We start from the raw sequence: 18,174 nt of genomic DNA, 5'->3' as shown, positions 1-18,174 counted from the left end.
TCGGAAGTGCCGGCGGCGGGCGAAGAAGTCATCGTCATGCCGGACGACCGCAAGGCGCGCGAAGTCGCTCTGTTCCGTCAAGGCAAGTTCCGCGACGTGCGCGCGGCGGCGCCTGCGGCGCGTTGCGCGTCGGTCAGCTGCCACGTCGTCAGCGCGTTCTTCAGGTCCACCCGGTTATAGGCCATTTCTTCCTGAATCTCGCGCACGGCCACGATCGCCACGGGCACCGCCCAGAATACGATCACGACCAGCCAGCGACGCAGCCAACGGTTCTTGTGTCTCCCAACCATCCTTGCCTCCGTGCGATGCGCTTGCGGCATCAACGACAAGCTGGCGGCCCGAGGGACTTGTTTTATAGGGGGTGTGGGCCGTCTGTGCCGCCATCATAGAAGAAAAACGGCCCGGGAAGTGCGGGGTTGCGCAATGGAACGACGGTGTGCGCGTCGACGACAGCCGCAAGCCGTCACGGGCGGGGAGCCGCCTTTGCGCCGTCGCGGGTCGGGGCAGGGAACGGCGCGCCCGATTTACTTTGATATGCAAAGCATGCCGTCCCGATCAACCGGCTCGTCGACGATTGGCCGTCAGCTAGCCGGACGAGCCGGATGAGTCGGGATGAGCCGCATAAAGCGAAGCGGCGCCCGCAGGGACGCCGCCTTCGTATGCCGTGCCGCGCGCCGCACAGCTCGCGCGACGCGACGAGGGAAGCACCATGCGCTTCCCGCAGCCGTCGATGCTTAGCTCTTGTTGCTCAGGCAGGTCTTCATGAAGGCCTTGCGATCGTCGCCCTTCTTGTCGCCCGCCTGGGTGTTGCACATCTTCATCTTGTCCTGCTGCGACATCGGGCCGGATGCCGCCATCGCTCCCGACGCCGGCGACGCCGACAGACAGCTCTTCATGAACGCCTTGCGCTCATCTCCCTTTTTGTCGCCCGCCTGCTTGTTGCAATCGGCCATCTTGGCTTGCTGGCTGTTCGCGGCAAAAGCGGGCGATGCGAGCAGACCCGTCAGGGCGAGGGCGGCGATAGCAGCTTGGATCTTCATGGGACACTCCATCACGGGTTGTGAATGTTGTTGATTGTCGTGAGACGGGCATCGAGCCTGGCGGATCGCCGTTGCTGTGATCGGCCGTCACCATGGCTCGACATGGTGCTGTCAGAACGAACGGGCGGGATAATCGGTTGACGCCCACGGCGCTCAGACAGTACAGGTGTTTCCCTAAGAACGCGAATCGGCAGCGAGTATGCCCTTATGCTTGAAGGACACCAACCAGGAGTTTTCGCCATGCACTATCTGCTGATCTACGACGTGTCGTCCGATTATCTTGAGCGTCGCGCCGATTTTCGCGCCGCTCATCTGAAACTCGCGTGGGCGGCCGCCGAGCGCGGCGAGCTGCAGCTCGCGGGCGCGCTCGCCGACCCCGTCGATACGGCCGTCCTGCTGTTCGAAGCCGATTCGCCCGCCGTCGCCGAATCCTTCGCGAAAGCCGATCCGTACGTCCTCAATGGTCTCGTCAAGCAGTGGCGCGTGCGTCCGTGGACAACGGTCGTCGGCGAACGCGCCGCGACGCCTGTCCGATAACGCCTACTTTCCCGCTCGCGCAGCCGCGGCGATGCATAACAAATAGAAACGCTGCTGCGCCCGATGTCTTGCTGCATCGCTCATCGAATCGAATGTAACCGTGCACGCGGTGTTGTGCGCGATCCACGCCGACACCCGCGTGCCATCGCGGCTGGCGAGGCATCGGCGCGCCGCGTGGCGTCGTTCGCGCTGACTGATCGACGTTACAACCAGCGTCAATTCCGTGACAGCGGGCACCTAAACGACGCCGCGAAAAGGACAAGATTGTTTCTATCCGTAACACTTGTCTCAGTCATATTCAGACAAACCCTGGAATGGTATGCTTCGTGCACAAATTCTCCCATGCACGAGTGAGACCACGTTTTGTGCGTCGTCCCGGTGAAATGCCGCACTAAGGATGTGCGTTTTCCCGATACCGGCGCAACAACGTATAAGCATATTGTGCAACCGGGCACCCGACACGAACCGCCAACATGAAGTTCGTGCGAGTCCCACGCCGCAGCCCGGCCAGGCTGCGTGGAGAACTCAATGTTTTTCGATGAGCTAAGCAATGACGAATGGGCGCAACTGTCAGCGCTCGTTTCCGACGAGCCAGCCGTCCGCCTGAACCGACGCGGACGGCCCCGCGCCGAACCCCGTATCGTGACCAATGCCGTCCTGTGGATTCTGACGACGGGCGAGCCCTGGTCGAAGCTTCCCGGGCGTTATCCGTCGGGCCCCACTTGCCGCCGTCGCTTCGAGGAGTGGCAAGCCAACGGCACACTGGCCGAGATCATCCGGCTGTTGACGCTCGGCGGGCGCACGTTCGCGTACATCCCCGAGCCGACACCGCCCGCCGCGCCGAAACCCGCGCCTGTCGCCGAAGCGCCCAAGCCGCGCGACGAACTTGCGCGCGGCGTGTTCTGGAAGAGCCCCGAGACGTGGCAGGCGGGCGCGCAGGATGCCGACGTCGCGCGCGGCGCGCCGTCCGGCTGGCGCGCGCTCGCGCCGATGGCCGACATCACGCGTCAGTTGGCGGGTTCCGCTGCCGTCGAGACAGGCTTCGTCGATACCCGTGCGAGCCGCGCCCCCGCTGCGGCCGCATTCGATGCCCGCGCTGCCTTCGGCGAAGCAGAGGGCTTCGATGCGTCTGTCGGGGCCGTGCACGTCGAGGTGATCCGCAGCAGCGATACCGGCCGTGAGCCTTATGCGTGCGACGAGCCGCAAGATACCCGCGCAACATCCTCGGGCGCGGCCGTCAACGGTCACCACACGCCCCTGTGGATGAGCCTCACCGCGCCGCGCGGCCTGCAGGTCGCCGATCGCCAGGGCTACGTGATCTACGTGGCGGCCGAGCAGGTGCCCAACAACCGCTTCCGCGCATGGGCCGAGATCATGAAGGACGGCAAGCGCATCGAGCGCTCGGGCCTGATCGGTCCGCGTTTCACGGATGCCGACGCGGCGCACCGTTTCGCGCTCGACTGGGCGCGTCAATGGATCGACCACGAATGCCGCACGCGCGATGCCGCTCCCGGCGCGGATGCGGGGCAGGGGATGCAACCGATGCAGCCGCATGCGGACTTGCTCGCGAACGGGACGAACTCTGTGCCGAACGCCACGCCGAAGTCCGTGCCGCGCCCCGTGACGCGCCCGCTGCCCGAACTCACACCGACGCCCGCGCTCGCGGCGTCCAATGTCGGCGCGTCGACGGCGGGCAATCCGCATCTGCCGCAGCATCTGAATCCGCGCCTGATGCCGCTGCGCCGTTATCCGTCCGACACTGTCTCCGACAAGTCGGGTGAGCGTTATCCGTTCACTTCGATTCTGGTTTCACACGCGGGATGAAGAAGGCGCCGGCACGGGTTCGTTTGTGCCGGCGCTGGAACCGGTTTGCATTCTGCATAGCGGGCGAGTGTCGCGAGCCTCTCGCGCGCCGCAACCGATGCTCGCGTGCATGCGGGCGTCGAGCCGCCTCGCTGCGCGCGAGCGGCGCTATTTTCCGGCGTGTGCCGTTTCATGGGATGTCTTGCGTGCGCCTGCCACCGTCGCCTGACGCAACGCAACGGGCATAGCGGCGACGACCGACGACGGGCCCCCTCGATGACGGGCGCGAGCCCGTCATTCGCGCCCGGCTTCAGCGTCGGCCGTACGTATCGTCGAAGCGCACAATGTCGTCTTCGCCGAGATACGAGCCCGACTGCACCTCGATGATCTCGAGCGGCATCTTGCCCGGATTTTCCAGCCGATGCGTGATGCCGAGCGGGATATACGCCGATTCGTTCTCCGACACGATGAAGCGCTCTTCGCCGCGCGTGACGAGCGCCGTGCCGCGCACGACGATCCAGTGTTCGGCGCGATGGTGATGCATCTGCAGCGATAATTGCGCGCCGGGCTTCACGACGATGCGCTTCACCTGGAACCGCTCGCCTACGTCGACGGAATCGTAATGGCCCCACGGGCGGTGCACCTTGCGGTGGTTCACCGCTTCGGGCCGATGCGCTTCGCGAATGCGGCCGACCACTTTCTTCACGTCCTGCACGCGGTTCTTATCGGCGACGAGAATCGCGTCGTCTGTTTCGACGACGACGAGATCCTGCGTGCCCACGCACGCGATGAGCCGGCCTTCCGAGTGCGCGAACGTCGATGTCGAGCCCTCGAACATCACGTTGCCGCGGCCGACGTTGTCGTCGCCGTCTTTCGGCAGGATGCCCCAGATCGCGTCCCACGAGCCGACGTCGGACCAGCCCGCGTCGAGCGGCACGACCACACCCGAGCACACAGACGCGTCGCCGCCGAGTTGTTCCATCACCGCATAGTCGATCGAGTTCGACGGGCACGCGCTGAAGGCTTCGCGCTGCACGCGGAAGAAGTCGCCGTCCGACGTGCCTTGCGCATGCGCCGCTTCGCAGGCTTCGACGATGGCGGGCTGGAAATGACGCATGGCCTTGAGCCACGTCGACGCGCGCAGGATGAAGATGCCGCTGTTCCACCAGTACTCTTTCGACGCGACATAGTGCTGCGCAAGTTCGACGTGCGGCTTTTCGACGAACCGGTCGAGCAGATGCGCGTCGACTGTACGATCGCTGGACGTGTCGACGGCGGGCAGCGCTGCGCCGATACGGATGTAGCCGTAGCCCGTTTCCGCTCGCGACGGCACGATGCCCATCGTCACGATCTGGCCGTTGGCCGCGTGCTGCACGCCCGCGGCGACGGCCGCGTGAAAGCCGTCGAGATCGGCGACGGCGTGATCGGCGGGCATCACGACCATGATGCCGTCCTGATCCTGCGCGAGCACGGAGAGTGCCGCGATGGTCAGCGCGGGCGCCGTGTCGCGCGCGCACGGTTCGAGAATCAGGCGGCTCGCCTTGCCGCTCACACGCAGCTGTTCGGCCGTCGTAAAGCGATGCTCTTCATTGCAGACGACGACCAGCTGCTCCGCCAAGGGATAACCGGCTTCGAGGCCGTCGAGCCGGCGCGTCGTCGATTGCAGCAGCGAGTCGTCGCCGAGCAGGCCGATCAGCTGCTTCGGATGCTGTTCGCGCGACATTGGCCATAGGCGCGTGCCTGAGCCGCCTGCCAGGATCACGGGATGAACCTTCAGCTTGACGTTGAGCCGGGTTTGATTCGCCTGTCGATGATCGACGGCTGACGCCGTAGCAGTCATGGTGATAACTCCTCGAAGCGGGATGAATGACTTCGTTTTTATCACGGCGTAATGCGTCAATAAATCGGCATTGAATTTCTATCGAATAATTGCAATAGAAAAATTTCCAATTTCAAACGCAATTAATTTGGCAACATCATAAAATTCGGAAAATAAATCCGATAAAAATTGACCTGACACAGTGCGCGGGCAGCAGCAGCGCACATCGAACGGCTCGCGCCCCAGACTTTGGCGGCGAAGAGCACGACCACCACCAGCTAGCCGCATCCCGAGACATGTGAACCGCGTGGAACTGCGCACAGAAACCACATAAACCGGAAAAAGTTACCGAATAAAAGCAGAAAAAATTCCAGAATTAATGTGGATACATTTTGAGATTTTTTGACGCCTTGTCGCCGGAATTTTAATGCCGCTTTATTGAGGCTTGTAGAAGGGTATTCACTCATCGGCGCAATCGGATCGCATAAGAAATGCAATGCCGCGGATGAGTTCTTTAAACGGACCGTGGGACAGACCTTGATTGAACTGACAGACAAGGCGAGGTGCAGCAGATGCTGAGCGTTCTTTCGAGAATCATCGACATCGGCATGGTCGCGCTCGGCGCGCTGATTGCGGGCGCCGTGCATGCGGGCGGTTTCGTGTGGCTCGACGACATGCAAAGCGTGTCGCTTGCATTCGACTGCCTGCTCGTGATCCTGTTCTTCCCGGCGCTCGGCGTCTATCAGTCGTGGCGCGGCAAGCCGCTGTACGACCTGCTGTGGCGCGTGTCGATGGGCTGGCTGATGGTCGAGGTCACGGGCGTCCTGATGAGCTTCAGCCTGCACCGCGCGGATATGCTGTCGCGCCTGTGGCTCGCCTACTGGGCAATCGCCACCGTCGTGCTGCTGATAGTCACCAAAGCGGGTGTGCATGCCGTGCTGCGCGGCCTGCGCCGCGAGGGCTACAACCACAAGAACGTGGCTATCGTCGGCGGGGCGCCTTATGGGCGGTTCCTGATCCAGCAGATGCGCCGCCGTCCCGAAGCAGGCTTCAGTCCTGTCGTCGTCTACGACGAAGACGATACGCGCAGCCACTACGAGGACACTGACGGCCCGCAGTCGATCGAAGGCGTGCGCGTCGAGCGCGACTACGAAGCGATGATCGACGAGATGCGCCGCCGCTCGGTACGCGAGCTGTGGATGGCGCTGCCGATGTCGAAAGAGAAGGTGATCCATCGCTTCGTGATGGAGTTTCGCAACGACTTCGTGAACATCCGCTTCATTCCCGATGTGCGCAGCCTCACGCTCTTCAGCCAGCCGATGGTCGATCTGCTCGGCGTGCCCGCCATCAATCTCGCGGCGTCGCCGATCACCGATCTGCGCGTGCTGCCCAAGCGCGTGTTCGACCGTCTGTTCGCCCTCGCCGCGCTGACGGTGCTCGCGCCGTTGATGCTGGCGATTGCCGCCGCCGTGAAGCTGTCGTCGCCGGGTCCGGTGTTTTTCCGGCAGCGTCGCAAGGGCATCGACGGACGCGAGTTCGAAATCTTCAAGTTCCGCTCGATGAAGGTTCACAAGGAAGAGGCGGGCAGGATTACCCAGGCCACGCGCCGCGACCCGCGCATCACGCCCGTCGGCGCGTTCCTGCGCCGCACGAGCCTCGACGAACTGCCGCAGTTCATCAACGTGCTGCGCGGCGAAATGTCCGTGGTGGGGCCGCGTCCGCACGCGCTCGAACACGACGACATCTACAAGGATCTGGTGAAAGGCTACATGCACCGCTACCGGATCAAGCCGGGCATCACGGGCTGGGCGCAGATCAACGGCTATCGCGGCGAAACCGACCGCATCGAAAAGATGATCGGCCGCGTCAAGCTCGACCTCTACTACATGCAGCACTGGAGCTTCTGGCTCGACATCAAGATCGTCGGTCTGACGTTCTGGAAGGGCTTCGTCGGCAGCAACGCGTACTGAACGCGCCCGCGCACTTCATTCACTGAAACCATTCAATCTCCGAGGTGTAATTCATGAACCTGACGATCGTTGGAACCGGATACGTGGGCCTCGTGACGGGTGCCTGTCTCGCGGACATTGGCCACGACGTATTCTGCCTCGACGTCGATCAGCGCAAGATCGACGTACTCAACAACGGCGGCGTGCCGATCCACGAGCCGGGCCTGCTCGAGATCATTGCGCGTAACCGCAAGGCGGGGCGGCTGAAGTTTTCGACGGATATCGAAGCGGCGGTCGCGCACGGCGACATCCAGTTCATCGCCGTCGGTACGCCGCCCGACGAAGACGGTTCCGCCGACCTGCAATACGTGCTCGCCGCGGCCCGCAACATCGGCCGTTACATGACAGGCTTCAAGGTGATCGTCGACAAGTCGACGGTGCCCGTCGGCACGGCGCGCCGCGTGGCGCGAGCCGTACAGGAAGAGCTCGATGCGCGCAGCCTGAAGCAGATGTTCTCGGTCGTGTCGAATCCCGAGTTCCTGAAAGAGGGCGCCGCTGTCGAAGACTTCACGCGCCCCGACCGCATCATCCTCGGCTGTGACGACGACGTGCCCGGAGAAAAGGCGCGCGAGCTGATGAAGCGCCTGTACGCGCCGTTCAATCGCAATCGCGAGCGCACGCTGTACATGGACGTGCGTTCCGCCGAGTTCACGAAATACGCGGCCAACGCAATGCTCGCCACGCGCATCTCGTTCATGAACGAACTCGCGAATCTCGCGGACCGCGTCGGCGCCGATATCGAAGCGGTGCGGCGCGGCATGGGCTCCGATCCGCGCATCGGCTACGACTTCCTGTATGCGGGCTGCGGCTACGGCGGCTCGTGCTTTCCGAAGGACGTACAGGCGCTGATCCGCACAGGCGGCGAGATGGGGCACAACCTGCGCATTCTCGAAGCCGTCGAAGCCGTCAACGAAACGCAGAAGAAAATCGTCGCGCAGAAGATCGTCGCGCGTCTGGGCGAGGACCTGTCGGATCGCACGATCGCCGTGTGGGGTCTCGCGTTCAAGCCGAACACCGACGACATGCGCGAAGCGCCGAGCCGTCCGCTGATCGCCGAGTTGCTCGCGCGCGGCGCGAAGGTCGTGGCCTACGACCCCGTGGCGATCGACGAATCGAAGCGCGTATTCGCGCTGGACCTGCAAGGCAAAGCGCAGCAGCTCGCACGTTTGCGCTTCGCGGAGGAAGAGATGCAGGCCGCCGAACAGGCCGACGCGCTCGTGATTCTCACCGAATGGAAGGTGTTCAAGAGCCCCGATTTCGACAGCCTCAAGACGCTGCTGAAGACGCCGCTGATCTTCGACGGCCGCAACCTGTACGAGCCGGACGCGATGCGCGAACTTGGCATCGAGTATCACGCGATTGGCCGCCGGCATGCGCAGCCGGAAGCGGGCGTGCGCGACGTCGCAGCGTTGAGCGCCGTCGCGCTGTAACGACGCAGGCGTCATCGATTCGAACAGAGGCCGCCCATGTTCGCCAACGTGCTGATCGTCTGCCACGCCAACGTGTGCCGCTCGCCCGCCGCGGAGCGGCTCGCCGCAAGGCTCTTCGCCGCGCGCCAGAGCGCGGGCAGCGCGCAGCCGATCGCGTTTCGCTCGGCGGGCCTGCACGCGATCGACGGACACGACATGGACCCCGTCATGCGCCGCCTGCTGGAGGAGCGCGGCGTCGCGAGCGGCGCGCATCGCGCGCGGCGCCTCGATGGCAAGCTCGTGCGCGAGGCGGACCTGATCCTCGTCACCGAGCAGCGGCAGGTCAAAGACGTGGAAGCGCTCGAACCCACTTCGCGCGGCAAGGTGTATCCCCTTGGCAAGTGGGACACGTGGGGCAGCGCCGATGTCGCCGATCCGCATGGACGCGACGTCGGCGCCTATCGCGACAGCCTGGCGCACATCGAACACCTCGTCATCGGATGGCTGAACAAAATATGCTGAAACGAAACATCGCGTTATCTCTTGTGCTGACGACTTTTCTGTCGGCGTGCGCGACGGCGCCGGGGAATTACCTCGATACGTCGCGTCTGAAGGAAGACACACAGAACAAGCCTGCTGAAACCTATCCCGTCAGATTGATCGATGCCGACGTGATCCAGCAGCAGCAGGCACGGACGGCGGCCGCGATCGCGAACCAGGTGCTGCCGCCGCCGGGCCCGTTCGCCGATCCGACGCAATATGTGTATCGCGTGGCGCCGCAGGACATCCTCGGCATCACGGTGTGGGATCACCCGGAACTGACGACGCCCAACGGCAGCACGCTGTCGGCGGGCGGCAACACCACGCAGTCGATCGGCGGCGCGCTACAGCAGCCCTATACGCAGGCGCTGCCGGGTCAAGCCGATCCGTACGGGCAGACGGTCGCGCCCGACGGCACGATTTATTTCCCGTTCGTCGGCCGCATCCGCGCGGCGGGCAGAACGACGGCGCAGTTGCGCGACGAACTGGCGCGCAAGCTGATTCCGTACATCCGTGATCCGCAGGTCGACGTGCGCGTGCTGTCGTACCGCAGCCAGAAGGTGCAGGTGACGGGCGACGTGAAGACGCCGGGGCCGCTTGCGCTGTCGGACGTGCCGCTCACGCTCGTCGATGCCATCACGCGTTCGGGCGGCTCGACCGACAACGCCGACCTGCAACGCGTGCGCCTCACGCGCAAGGGCAAGCTCTACGTGCTCGACGCGAACCGCATGCTCGACAAGGGCGACGCGACGCAAAACGTGATGCTCGAACCGGGCGACATCGTCAACGTGCCGGACCGCAGCGACACGCGGATCTTCGTGATGGGCGAAGTGAAAACCCCCATCCCCGTGCCGATGAACAAGGGCGAGCTGACCATTGCCGATGCCCTCACGCAGGCGGGCGGCATTCTCGACACCGATGCCAACCCGCGCCAGATCTACGTAATGCGCGGCATGAAGGAGAAGCCGACAACGCCCGAAGTCTATCGGCTCGACATGACGCAGCCCGACGCAATCATGCTGTCGTCGCAATTCGAGCTGCAACCGATGGACGTGGTGTACGTGGGCACGGCCGCCTCGACGACGTTCAACCGCGTGTTGCAGCAGGTTTTGCCGACGGTGCAGACCCTGTTCTACCTGAAGCAGCTGACGCGCTGACGGACGACCGTCGCACGCGCAATCGAGCAGTTGCATGACTGAACCGCCGCCGGTAGCCCGGCGCTTCGCCTCTCGGAACACGAACGGAGGCAACGCGCCGGGCGCCGCCGGCGCCCCGGATCAGAACCCTGAGCACAAGCCTCAGCATTAAAGCGAGTATCCAGGTGAGCACTCAAGCGAATCCCCATCTGGCCATGCAGGCCAAAACCGAAGAAGAGGACGTGGTCCTCGGCCAGCTGCTGCAGGTGATCATCGACGACATCGGGTGGCTGCTCGGCATTGCCGTCGTGATCGTCGCGATGGCAGGCTTCTACTGCTATGTCGCGAAGCCCGTCTATTCGGCCGACGCGCACGTGCGCGTGGAAACGTCGGACAACACGTCGCAGGCGCTCACGCAGACGCAGACGGGCGCGACGATCTCGACGGGACAATCGACCATTCCCACCGACGCCGAGATCGAGATGATCAAGAGCCGCGGCGTGGTCGCGCCCGTGGTTCAGCAGATGAAGCTGAACATCTCCGTGGCGCCGAAAACGATCCCCATTCTCGGCAGTCTCGCCGCGCGACTCGCGACGCCGGGCCAGCCCGCGAAGCCTTGGCTCGGCCTCGGCTCGTATGCGTGGGGCGGCGAAGTGGCCGATGTCGATTCGATCGACGTGACGCCCGCGCTCGAAGGCAAGAAGCTGACCCTCACGGCGCTCGACAACGAACGCTATTCGCTGATGACGTCCGACGGCGTACCGCTGCTGCGCGGCCAGGTCGGCCAGCCCGCGCAGGGCGGCGGCGTCGCGATCGTGGTCGACAAGCTCGTGGCGCGGCCAGGCACGCAGTTCACCGTGATGCGCGCGAACGATCTCGACGCCATTGCCGCGTTCCAGTCGGCGATCAATGTGCAGGAGCAGGGCAAGCAGACGGGCGTGATCTCCATCTCGCTCGAAGACCAGAACCCCGAGCATGCGGCCGCCGTCGCCAATGCGCTGGCGCAGTCGTATCTGACCGAGCACATTCGCACCAAGCAGGCCGATGCGAGCAAGATGCTCGATTTCCTGAAAAGCGAAGAGCCGCGCCTGAAGTCGGACCTCGAACGCGCGGAAGCGGCCCTCACGGCTTATCAGAGCAAGAGCGGCTCGATCAACGCAAGCGAAGAAGCGAAGGTCTATCTGGAAGGCAGCGTGCAATACGAGCAGCAGATTTCGTCGCTGCGCCTGCAGATCTCGCAGCTCGAACAGCGCTACGGCGACGATCACCCGATGATCAAGGCCGCGCAGCAGCAGATGGCCGAACTGCAGGCGCAGCGCGCGAAATACGCGGACCGTTTCCGCGATCTGCCCGCCACCGAAGTGAAGGCCGTGCAATTGCAGCGCGACGCCAAGGTCGCGGAAGACATCTACGTGCTGCTGCTGAACCGCGTGCAGGAACTGTCCGTGCAGAAAGCGGGCACGGGCGGCAACGTGCATATCGTCGATGTCGCGTTGCGCCCGGGTTCGCCCATCAAGCCGAAGAAGGCGCTGATCCTGTCGGCGGCGGCGATTCTCGGCCTCATCGTCGGCACGGGTTTCGTGTTCCTGCGCCGCAATATGTTCAAGGGCATCGATGATCCGGAAACCGTCGAGCGCACGTTCCATCTGCCCGTGTACGGTCTCGTGCCGCTGTCGTCGGAACAGGCGCTGCTGGAAAGCGCCGCCGTGCGCGGCGGCACGCGCCAGCGCGCAGTGCTCGCGAACGCGAAGCCGAAGGACGTGTGCATCGAAAGCCTGCGCAGCCTGCGCACGTCGATGCAGTTCACGCTGCAGGACGCGCGCAATCGCATCGTGATGTTCACGGGTCCGATGCCGGGCGTCGGCAAGAGTTTCCTCACGATCAACCTCGGCGTGCTGCTCGCCAACTCGGGCAAGCGCGTGCTGATGATCGACGGCGACATGCGGCGCGGCGCGCTCGAAAAGCATCTGGGCGTCTCGCAGGAAAACGGCTTGTCGGAATTGCTGAGCGGCCAGATTTCGCTGGAAGAGGCCGTGCGCGCGACGGACATCGACAACCTGGCGTTCATTTCGTGCGGCCGCCGTCCGCCGAATCCTTCCGAGCTGCTGATGTCGCCGCGCCTGCCGCAATACCTCGACGGCCTCGCGAAGCACTTCGACGTGATCCTGGTCGATACGCCGCCCGTGCTCGCCGTGACCGACGCGTCGATCATCGGCGGCTATGCGGGCTCGACGTTCTTCGTCGTGCGCTCCGGCATGCATAGCGAAGGCGAGATCGCCGATGCGCTCAAGCGCCTGCATTCGGCGGGCGTGCACGTGCAGGGCGCGATCTTCAACGCCATGCCGCCGCGCGCGCGCGGCAGCTACGACCGCAGCTACGCAGCCGTGCAGGAATACCTGAGCACCTGACGCAAGGCGTTGCGCTCTGCCGCGAAGCCGGGCGCGCGCCATCGAACAAGCCACGGAGAGGACAGGATGAAGATAACGGTACTGGTGCCGACCTATCGCCGCCCGCAGGATCTCGCGCGCTGCCTCGCAGCGCTGCAGAAGCAGGAGCGCGTGCCCGACGAAGTGGTCGTCGTCGCACGTCCCGACGACGACGCGACGCACGCCTGCCTGAGCGATCCCCTCGTGACAGGCGCATTGCCGCTGCATGTCGCGGCCGTCGACGTGCCCGGCCAGGTGGCCGCGCTCAATCGCGGGCTCGACGCCGCGACGGGCGACGTGATCGCGATCACGACGACGACGCCGCGCCGCACGCGGACTGGGTGCGCCGCATCGGCGCCGCGTTCGAAGGCGATCCGCGTCTGGGTGCATTGGGCGGGCGTGACTGGGTGCATCAGAAGGGCGGCGTGCTCGACGGCTCGCGCTTTCTGGTCGGCAAGATGCTGAAGTCGGGCAAGATCATCGGCAACCATCATCTGGGTGTCGGCGAAGCGCGCGAAGTCGATCTGCTGAAGGGCGCGAACATGAGCTACCGGCGCGACGCGATTCGCCAGATCCGCTTCGACGGCCGGCTGCGCGGCGCGGGTGCGCAGGTGCATAACGACATGGCGTTCAGCATGAGCGTGAAGAATGCTGGCTGGAAGCTGATCTACGATCCGCGCGTCGCCGTCGATCACTACCCCGCCGAGCGTTTCGACGACGACCGCCGCGATGCGCAGTCGCTGACCGCCGTGCGCAACGCCGCATACAACCTGCATCTGATCCTGCGCGACCAGTTGCCGCCCGTGCAGCGCGAAGTGGCGTGGTGGTGGTACGCGCTCGTCGGCACGCGCATCTATCCGGGCGCCGTGCACGCGATGCTCGCGTTGGCGTCCAAAGGCGCGCTCACGAAGCTCGCGCGCTGGCGTGCCGTGCGCACGGGCGCGCGCGAGGCGCGCCGCACCTTGGCGCAACAGCGCGGCGCGAATACGGGAACGGGCACAGGGGTGCACGCATGACGACGAAAGTGCACGTACACCTCTTTTACGGCGCTGACCCGCGTTTCTATCGCCAGGGCGAGAATATCGGCTGCCTGTATGGCTATCACCACGCCGAATCGGACGAATTCCAGCTGAGCTATTCGCAGGACGCGAAGGAAAGCAAGCCTGTGCGGCTCGTGCGCCGCGCGTTGAAGTCGATGCTCGGCTTCGACCTGCTCCACACGATGCGCAACCGCGACGCGATGCTGCGCGCCGACGTGATCTGGACGCACACGGAACAGGAGTGGCTGTCGGCGGCGCTGATGCTGCTGATGAACGGCCGGCACAACGCGCAGGACAAGCAGCCGCTGCTGCTCGCACAAAGCGTGTGGCTGCTGGACAAGTGGCCGAACTACGGCCTCATGCGGCGCTGGTTCTACCGCAAGCTGATCGCCCGCGCCGACCTGCTGACGACGCTCGCGCGCGACAACGCCGCGCTGTGCCGCGATTACTTCGGCCGCGACGCGACGCCGCTTTTCTACGGCCTCAATACGCGCGACTTCCCCGTGCAGTCTCCGCAGGACTGGCAGCCGCATACGCCGCTGCGCATCGCGGCCATCGGCAATGATCGCGATCGCGATTGGGAAACGCTGATCAAGGCGGTCGGCAATGATCCGCGCTTTGCCGTGCGCCTCGCGACACGGCGGCGCATTCCGCGCTCCCTGCATTCCCCGAACGTGGAAGTCGCGCCCGCCGCAGGCCTGAAAAAGCAGCGCGAACTGTACGACTGGGCCGATGTGGTCGTCGTGCCGTTGAGGCCGAACGCGCATGCGTCCGGGATCACGGTGATGCTCGAAGCGGCCGCCGTCGGCAAGCCGATGGTAGTCACGAACGTCGGCGGCTTGCAGGATTACTTTTCGGCGCGCACCGCCGCCTACGTGCCGCCGTTCGATGCCGACGCGCTGCGCGAGGCGCTGATCGGCCTGATCGCGTCGCCCGACAACGCATTGCGGCAGGCGCAAGCGGCCGCGCATGAGCTGACCACGCGCGATCACACGACGCAGAACTACGCGAGACAGCACGTGACGATCACGCGCGAATTGCTGCGCCGTCATGCGCGGCAGTCGCACCCGGCGCAGACCGCGCAGCCCGCGAAGACAGGCAGCAACGCCAACGCCCGCGTACCGTCGCAAAGCCGCGGGGGGCTGTAAGCAATGTCGTCGATCGCACGAGCCGGCATCGACCGCGCTGCGCGCGCCGTCAAGAACGAAAGGCGCGAGCGCAAGGACTGGCTGCCGCCTGCGTTGCTGTGGCTCGTCACGGCGATGCTGATCGTCGCGCATCAGGGCACCGTGCTCACGCTCGCGTTCCCGGTGCTGTCGATTGCCGTCGGCTTCTGGCTGTACTTCAAGAGTCCGGCGAAGTACGTCGGGTACATGTGGTGGCTGTGGTTTCTGAGCCCCGAGGTGCGGCGTCTTGCCGATTGGTCGAAAGGCGCGTTCACGCCGACGAGCCTGATCCAGGTCGCGCCGCTCGCCGTCACGATGATCAGCGGTTTGTCGCTGATCCGCTTCTACCCGGTGCTCGCGCAAAAACGCGGTTTGCCGGTCTTGCTGGTGCTGGCGGGGCTCGCCTATGCGTTCATGATCGGCGTCGTCTCCAGCGGGCCGCTGGCGGCGCTCTACGACCTCGCGAACTGGGTCTATCCGATCCTGATCGGCTTTCACATCATGGCGCACTCGCGCCAGTACCCGGCGTTCCGCGACGCGATCATCAACACGTTCATCTGGGGCATGCTGCTGATGGGCGGCTACGGCCTCGTGCAGTTCTTCGTCATGCCGCAGTGGGACGCGTTGTGGATGCTCGGCTCGCAGATGAACTCACAGGGCGACCCCGTGCCGTTCGGCGTGCGCGTGTTCAGCACGATGAACTCGTCGGGCCCGTTCGCGCTTGCGATGATGGGCGCGATGGTCTACGTGATGGCCGCGAACCATCGCGTGCGCTGGCTGGCGGGCGCGTTCGGCTTTCTTTCGTTCTGTCTGTCGCTGGTGCGCTCGACCTGGGGCGGCTGGGTGATCGCGATGCTCATTCAACTCGTCAAGTCGAACAACAAGGTGCGCATCCGCATCGTCGCGAGCGCGCTCGTGCTCGCGGGCCTGTGCGTGCCGCTGCTCGCCGTCGGTCCCGTTGCCGAGCGGATGCAGGCGCGCCTGCAGACGATCGTCAATCTGCACGACGACCAGAGCTACGCGGCGCGCAACGAGTTCTACGCCACGTTCGCGAAAACCGCCTTCACCGACGTGACAGGAGAAGGCCTCGGCGCAACGGGCACGTCGACCAAGCTCTCCAACGACGGCGGCCAGCTCGGGCAATACGGCAACTTCGACAGCGGCGTGATGAACATTCCATTCGTGCTCGGCTGGCCGGGCACGCTGCTGTACATGTCGGGCGTGATCTGGCTGCTCGCGCGCGCGCTGCGCGCGTCGTTCCGGCTGCGCGACGACAAGTTCGCGTCGGCGTCGCTGTCGCTGTCGCTCGCGATCTTCGCGATGCTGGTGTTCACCAATTCGCTCGTCGGCACGGGCGGGCTGCTGCTGTTCATGGGCGCGTTTTCGATTCTTTCCGCGGCGCACTGGCAAAAGCTGAACACGCGCCGCCGTTCAATTTTTCATGGAGGCACCGATTGAGAGTCGCCATCGTCACCCACGTGGTGCGTCATAACGACGGACAGGGCCGCGTCAATTACGAAATCGCGCGCGCGGCGCTCGACGAGAACATTGAGATCACCCTGGTCGCCTCGCATGTCGCGCCCGAACTGCTCGAGCATCCGCTCGTGAGCTGGGCGCCCGTGAAGATCGGCCGCTTCTGGCCGACCAATCTGCTGCGCCAGCAGGTGTTCGCGCTCAAGAGCGCGTGGTGGCTGCGCACACATCGCGCGGAATACGACGTGCTGCATGTGAACGGCTTCATCACGTGGATGCCCGCCGACGTCAACACCGCGCACTTCGTGCATACGGGCTGGTACAGGAGCAAGTACTACCCGTTCGGGCTGACCAAGGGCGTGTGGTCGGCATACCAGTTCGTCTATACGCGCGCGAACGCCGTGCTGGAGCGCTGGGCGTACCGGCGTTCGCGCGTGATTACGGCCGTGTCGCAGAAGGTCGCGGCGGAGATCGCCGCGATCGGGCTCACGCCGGGCAACCGGCTCGACGTGATCTACAACGGCGTCGATACGCAGGGCTTTGCGGCGGCGCACGGCGACCGCGCGCGCTTCAGGCTGCCCGACGACAAATTCCTGCTGCTGTTCGTCGGCGATCTGCGCACGCCGCGCAAGAACCTCGGAACGGTGCTCAAGGCGTTGCAGCAGCTGCCCGAACGCGTGCATATCGCCGTCGCGGGTTATCTGCCGGGCAGCCCGTACCCGGAAGAAGCAAAAGCGCTCGGCATCGCGGATCGCGTACATTTTCTCGGGCTCGTCAAAGAGATGCCCGTGCTGATGCATTCCGTCGATGCCTACGTGTTTCCGTCGCGCTACGAAGCGATGAGCCTGTCGCTGCTCGAAGCGATGGCGGCGGGCTTGCCCGTCGTGACGGCGCATACGGCGGGCGGGGCGGAAATCATCACGCCCGAATGCGGCATCGTGCTCGATGATCCCGATGATCCGCAGGCGCTTGCGCAGGCCATCGGCCGTCTCGCTTCGAACGACGAAACGCGCCTCGCGATGGGCCGCGCGGCCAGCGAACTTGCGACGGGCTTCGGCTGGGCGCGCATGGCGCAGCAGTACATCGCGCTGTATCGACAGATCGCGGGGCAGCGCGAAGACCGCCGCCGCGCGAAAACCCGCACCGACAACGACGCCGACACGCTGGCCGCCAATGTGCTGGCCGGCCCGCAGGGCGCCGACCGCGCGTGACGCAGTGGCACGCTGCACGCACCTCGACAACGACAAGGAAGCACACACCATGAGCACTCGACCCATCAAATCGCTGCAGATCGGCATGCACTGGTTTCCGGAACGCGCGGGCGGTCTCGACCGCATGTATTACTCACTGATCGGCGCGCTGCCGGGCGCGGGCGTCGAAGTGCGCGGCGTCGTCGCGGGCTCGCCGCGCGTTGCGCAGGACACCAACGGCGCCATCAACGGTTTCGGTTCCGCCGCGCAGTCGCTGCCGCTGCGCCTGATGGCCGCGCGCCGCGCCTTGCGCCGTGAGATTCGCGAGCAGCGCCCCGACGTGATCTCGTCGCACTTTGCGCTGTACACGTTTCCGGGCCTCGACGCGATGCGCGGCATTCCTCAGGTCTCGCATTTCCAGGGGCCATGGGCCGACGAGAGCCACGTCGAAGGGGCCGACTCGCTCGGCCAACGCGCGAAGCGCTATCTGGAGCAGACGGTGTATGCGCGTTCTTCGCGGCTGATCGTGCTGTCCGATGCGTTCGGCCGGATTCTCTCGTCGCGTTACGGCATCCCGGCCGAGCGC

The 18,174-nt window shown here is 64.9% G+C and carries 13 protein-coding genes and 2 pseudogenes; 12 read left to right on the top strand and 3 right to left on the bottom strand.

The window, feature by feature from the left end; genetic code table 11:
* Positions 1 to 98 precede the first annotated feature (98 nt).
* Positions 99 to 290 (bottom strand): annotated as a pseudogene (locus H3V53_RS39070) (hypothetical protein); the annotation flags it as partial.
* Between the two features lie 444 nt (positions 291 to 734).
* Positions 735 to 1,040 carry a PsiF family protein gene (locus tag H3V53_RS39065; RefSeq protein ID WP_054926703.1) on the bottom strand — a complete coding sequence of 102 codons (306 nt, stop codon included), beginning with the start codon at positions 1,038 to 1,040 and terminating at the stop codon, positions 735 to 737.
* A 240-nt stretch (positions 1,041 to 1,280) separates the two neighbouring features.
* On the opposite strand from H3V53_RS39065, the gene H3V53_RS39060 reads away from it, so the two are divergent.
* Both H3V53_RS39060 and H3V53_RS43890 read left to right on the top strand, forming a co-directional pair.
* A complete protein-coding gene (locus H3V53_RS39060) occupies positions 1,281 to 1,577 on the top strand; it encodes a YciI-like protein (protein WP_336602394.1) in 297 nt (98 codons plus the stop codon).
* 528 nt (positions 1,578 to 2,105) lie between these two features.
* Entirely contained in the window at positions 2,106 to 3,401 is a 1,296-nt protein-coding gene (locus H3V53_RS43890; RefSeq protein WP_419539729.1) for a transposase, read from the top strand.
* Positions 3,402 to 3,690: 289 nt separating this feature from the next.
* Here the strand turns inward: H3V53_RS43890 and H3V53_RS39045 are convergent, their stop codons facing one another.
* The gene (locus tag H3V53_RS39045; RefSeq protein WP_336602393.1) at positions 3,691 to 5,220 is read right to left on the bottom strand and encodes a mannose-1-phosphate guanylyltransferase/mannose-6-phosphate isomerase; all 1,530 of its coding nucleotides are present in this window, start codon (positions 5,218 to 5,220) and stop codon (positions 3,691 to 3,693) included.
* 551 nt (positions 5,221 to 5,771) lie between these two features.
* Here H3V53_RS39045 and H3V53_RS39040 point away from each other — a divergent pair.
* From H3V53_RS39040 to H3V53_RS38995, 10 genes and pseudogenes are all read left to right on the top strand, one after another.
* Positions 5,772 to 7,169, top strand: coding sequence for an undecaprenyl-phosphate glucose phosphotransferase (locus H3V53_RS39040; RefSeq protein WP_336602392.1), 1,398 nt, complete (start codon positions 5,772 to 5,774; stop codon positions 7,167 to 7,169).
* Positions 7,170 to 7,222: 53 nt separating this feature from the next.
* Positions 7,223 to 8,638 carry a UDP-glucose dehydrogenase family protein gene (locus H3V53_RS39035; protein WP_336602391.1) on the top strand — a complete coding sequence of 472 codons (1,416 nt, stop codon included), beginning with the start codon at positions 7,223 to 7,225 and terminating at the stop codon, positions 8,636 to 8,638.
* A gap of 36 nt (positions 8,639 to 8,674) precedes the next feature.
* Positions 8,675 to 9,139: an arsenate reductase/protein-tyrosine-phosphatase family protein gene (locus H3V53_RS39030; protein WP_054926709.1), complete on the top strand. Its 465-nt coding sequence runs from the start codon at positions 8,675 to 8,677 to the stop codon at positions 9,137 to 9,139.
* On the top strand, positions 9,133 to 10,314 hold the full coding sequence (locus tag H3V53_RS39025; RefSeq protein ID WP_336602390.1) for a polysaccharide biosynthesis/export family protein: 1,182 nt from the start codon (positions 9,133 to 9,135) through the stop codon (positions 10,312 to 10,314). The genes H3V53_RS39030 and H3V53_RS39025 overlap by 7 nt, the downstream gene beginning before the upstream one ends.
* A 194-nt stretch (positions 10,315 to 10,508) precedes the next feature.
* Positions 10,509 to 12,701: a polysaccharide biosynthesis tyrosine autokinase gene (locus tag H3V53_RS39020; RefSeq protein WP_336602395.1), complete on the top strand. Its 2,193-nt coding sequence runs from the start codon at positions 10,509 to 10,511 to the stop codon at positions 12,699 to 12,701.
* A gap of 66 nt (positions 12,702 to 12,767) precedes the next feature.
* Positions 12,768 to 13,735, top strand: a pseudogene (locus H3V53_RS39015) (glycosyltransferase family 2 protein).
* Complete coding sequence (locus H3V53_RS39010) at positions 13,732 to 14,907, top strand: glycosyltransferase family 4 protein (protein WP_336602389.1); 1,176 nt, start codon at positions 13,732 to 13,734, stop codon at positions 14,905 to 14,907. The pseudogene H3V53_RS39015 and the gene H3V53_RS39010 overlap by 4 nt, the downstream one beginning before the upstream one ends.
* 3 nt (positions 14,908 to 14,910) lie before the next feature.
* Positions 14,911 to 16,383, top strand: coding sequence for a glucose-6-phosphate isomerase (locus H3V53_RS39005; RefSeq protein WP_336602388.1), 1,473 nt, complete (start codon positions 14,911 to 14,913; stop codon positions 16,381 to 16,383).
* Positions 16,380 to 17,609, top strand: a complete 1,230-nt coding sequence (locus H3V53_RS39000; RefSeq protein WP_336602387.1) for a glycosyltransferase family 4 protein — start codon at positions 16,380 to 16,382, stop codon at positions 17,607 to 17,609. Before H3V53_RS39005 ends, H3V53_RS39000 begins: the two co-directional genes overlap by 4 nt.
* Positions 17,610 to 17,658: 49 nt before the next feature.
* The coding region (locus H3V53_RS38995) for a glycosyltransferase family 4 protein (protein WP_336602386.1) at positions 17,659 to 18,174 on the top strand (516 nt) is incomplete at its 3' end.

The sequence above is a fragment of the Paraburkholderia bengalensis genome, assembly GCF_037126505.1.
Lineage (GTDB): Bacteria > Pseudomonadota > Gammaproteobacteria > Burkholderiales > Burkholderiaceae > Paraburkholderia > Paraburkholderia bengalensis.
This window is presented reverse-complemented; position numbering and strand designations above follow the sequence as displayed.

What these genes read in the sequence shown, in the direction of transcription:
- H3V53_RS39045 (WP_336602393.1), bottom strand. Translation starts at nt 5,220, where the DNA reads ATGACTGCTACGGCGTCAGCCGTCGATCATCGACAGGCGAATCAAACC.
- H3V53_RS39030 (WP_054926709.1), top strand. Translation starts at nt 8,675, where the DNA reads ATGTTCGCCAACGTGCTGATCGTCTGCCACGCCAACGTGTGCCGCTCG.
- H3V53_RS43890 (WP_419539729.1), top strand. Translation starts at nt 2,106, where the DNA reads ATGTTTTTCGATGAGCTAAGCAATGACGAATGGGCGCAACTGTCAGCG.
- H3V53_RS39010 (WP_336602389.1), top strand. Translation starts at nt 13,732, where the DNA reads ATGACGACGAAAGTGCACGTACACCTCTTTTACGGCGCTGACCCGCGT.
- H3V53_RS39020 (WP_336602395.1), top strand. Translation starts at nt 10,509, where the DNA reads ATGCAGGCCAAAACCGAAGAAGAGGACGTGGTCCTCGGCCAGCTGCTG.
- H3V53_RS39025 (WP_336602390.1), top strand. Translation starts at nt 9,133, where the DNA reads ATGCTGAAACGAAACATCGCGTTATCTCTTGTGCTGACGACTTTTCTG.
- H3V53_RS39035 (WP_336602391.1), top strand. Translation starts at nt 7,223, where the DNA reads ATGAACCTGACGATCGTTGGAACCGGATACGTGGGCCTCGTGACGGGT.
- H3V53_RS39060 (WP_336602394.1), top strand. Translation starts at nt 1,281, where the DNA reads ATGCACTATCTGCTGATCTACGACGTGTCGTCCGATTATCTTGAGCGT.
- H3V53_RS39040 (WP_336602392.1), top strand. Translation starts at nt 5,772, where the DNA reads ATGCTGAGCGTTCTTTCGAGAATCATCGACATCGGCATGGTCGCGCTC.
- H3V53_RS39065 (WP_054926703.1), bottom strand. Translation starts at nt 1,040, where the DNA reads ATGAAGATCCAAGCTGCTATCGCCGCCCTCGCCCTGACGGGTCTGCTC.
- H3V53_RS39005 (WP_336602388.1), top strand. Translation starts at nt 14,911, where the DNA reads ATGTCGTCGATCGCACGAGCCGGCATCGACCGCGCTGCGCGCGCCGTC.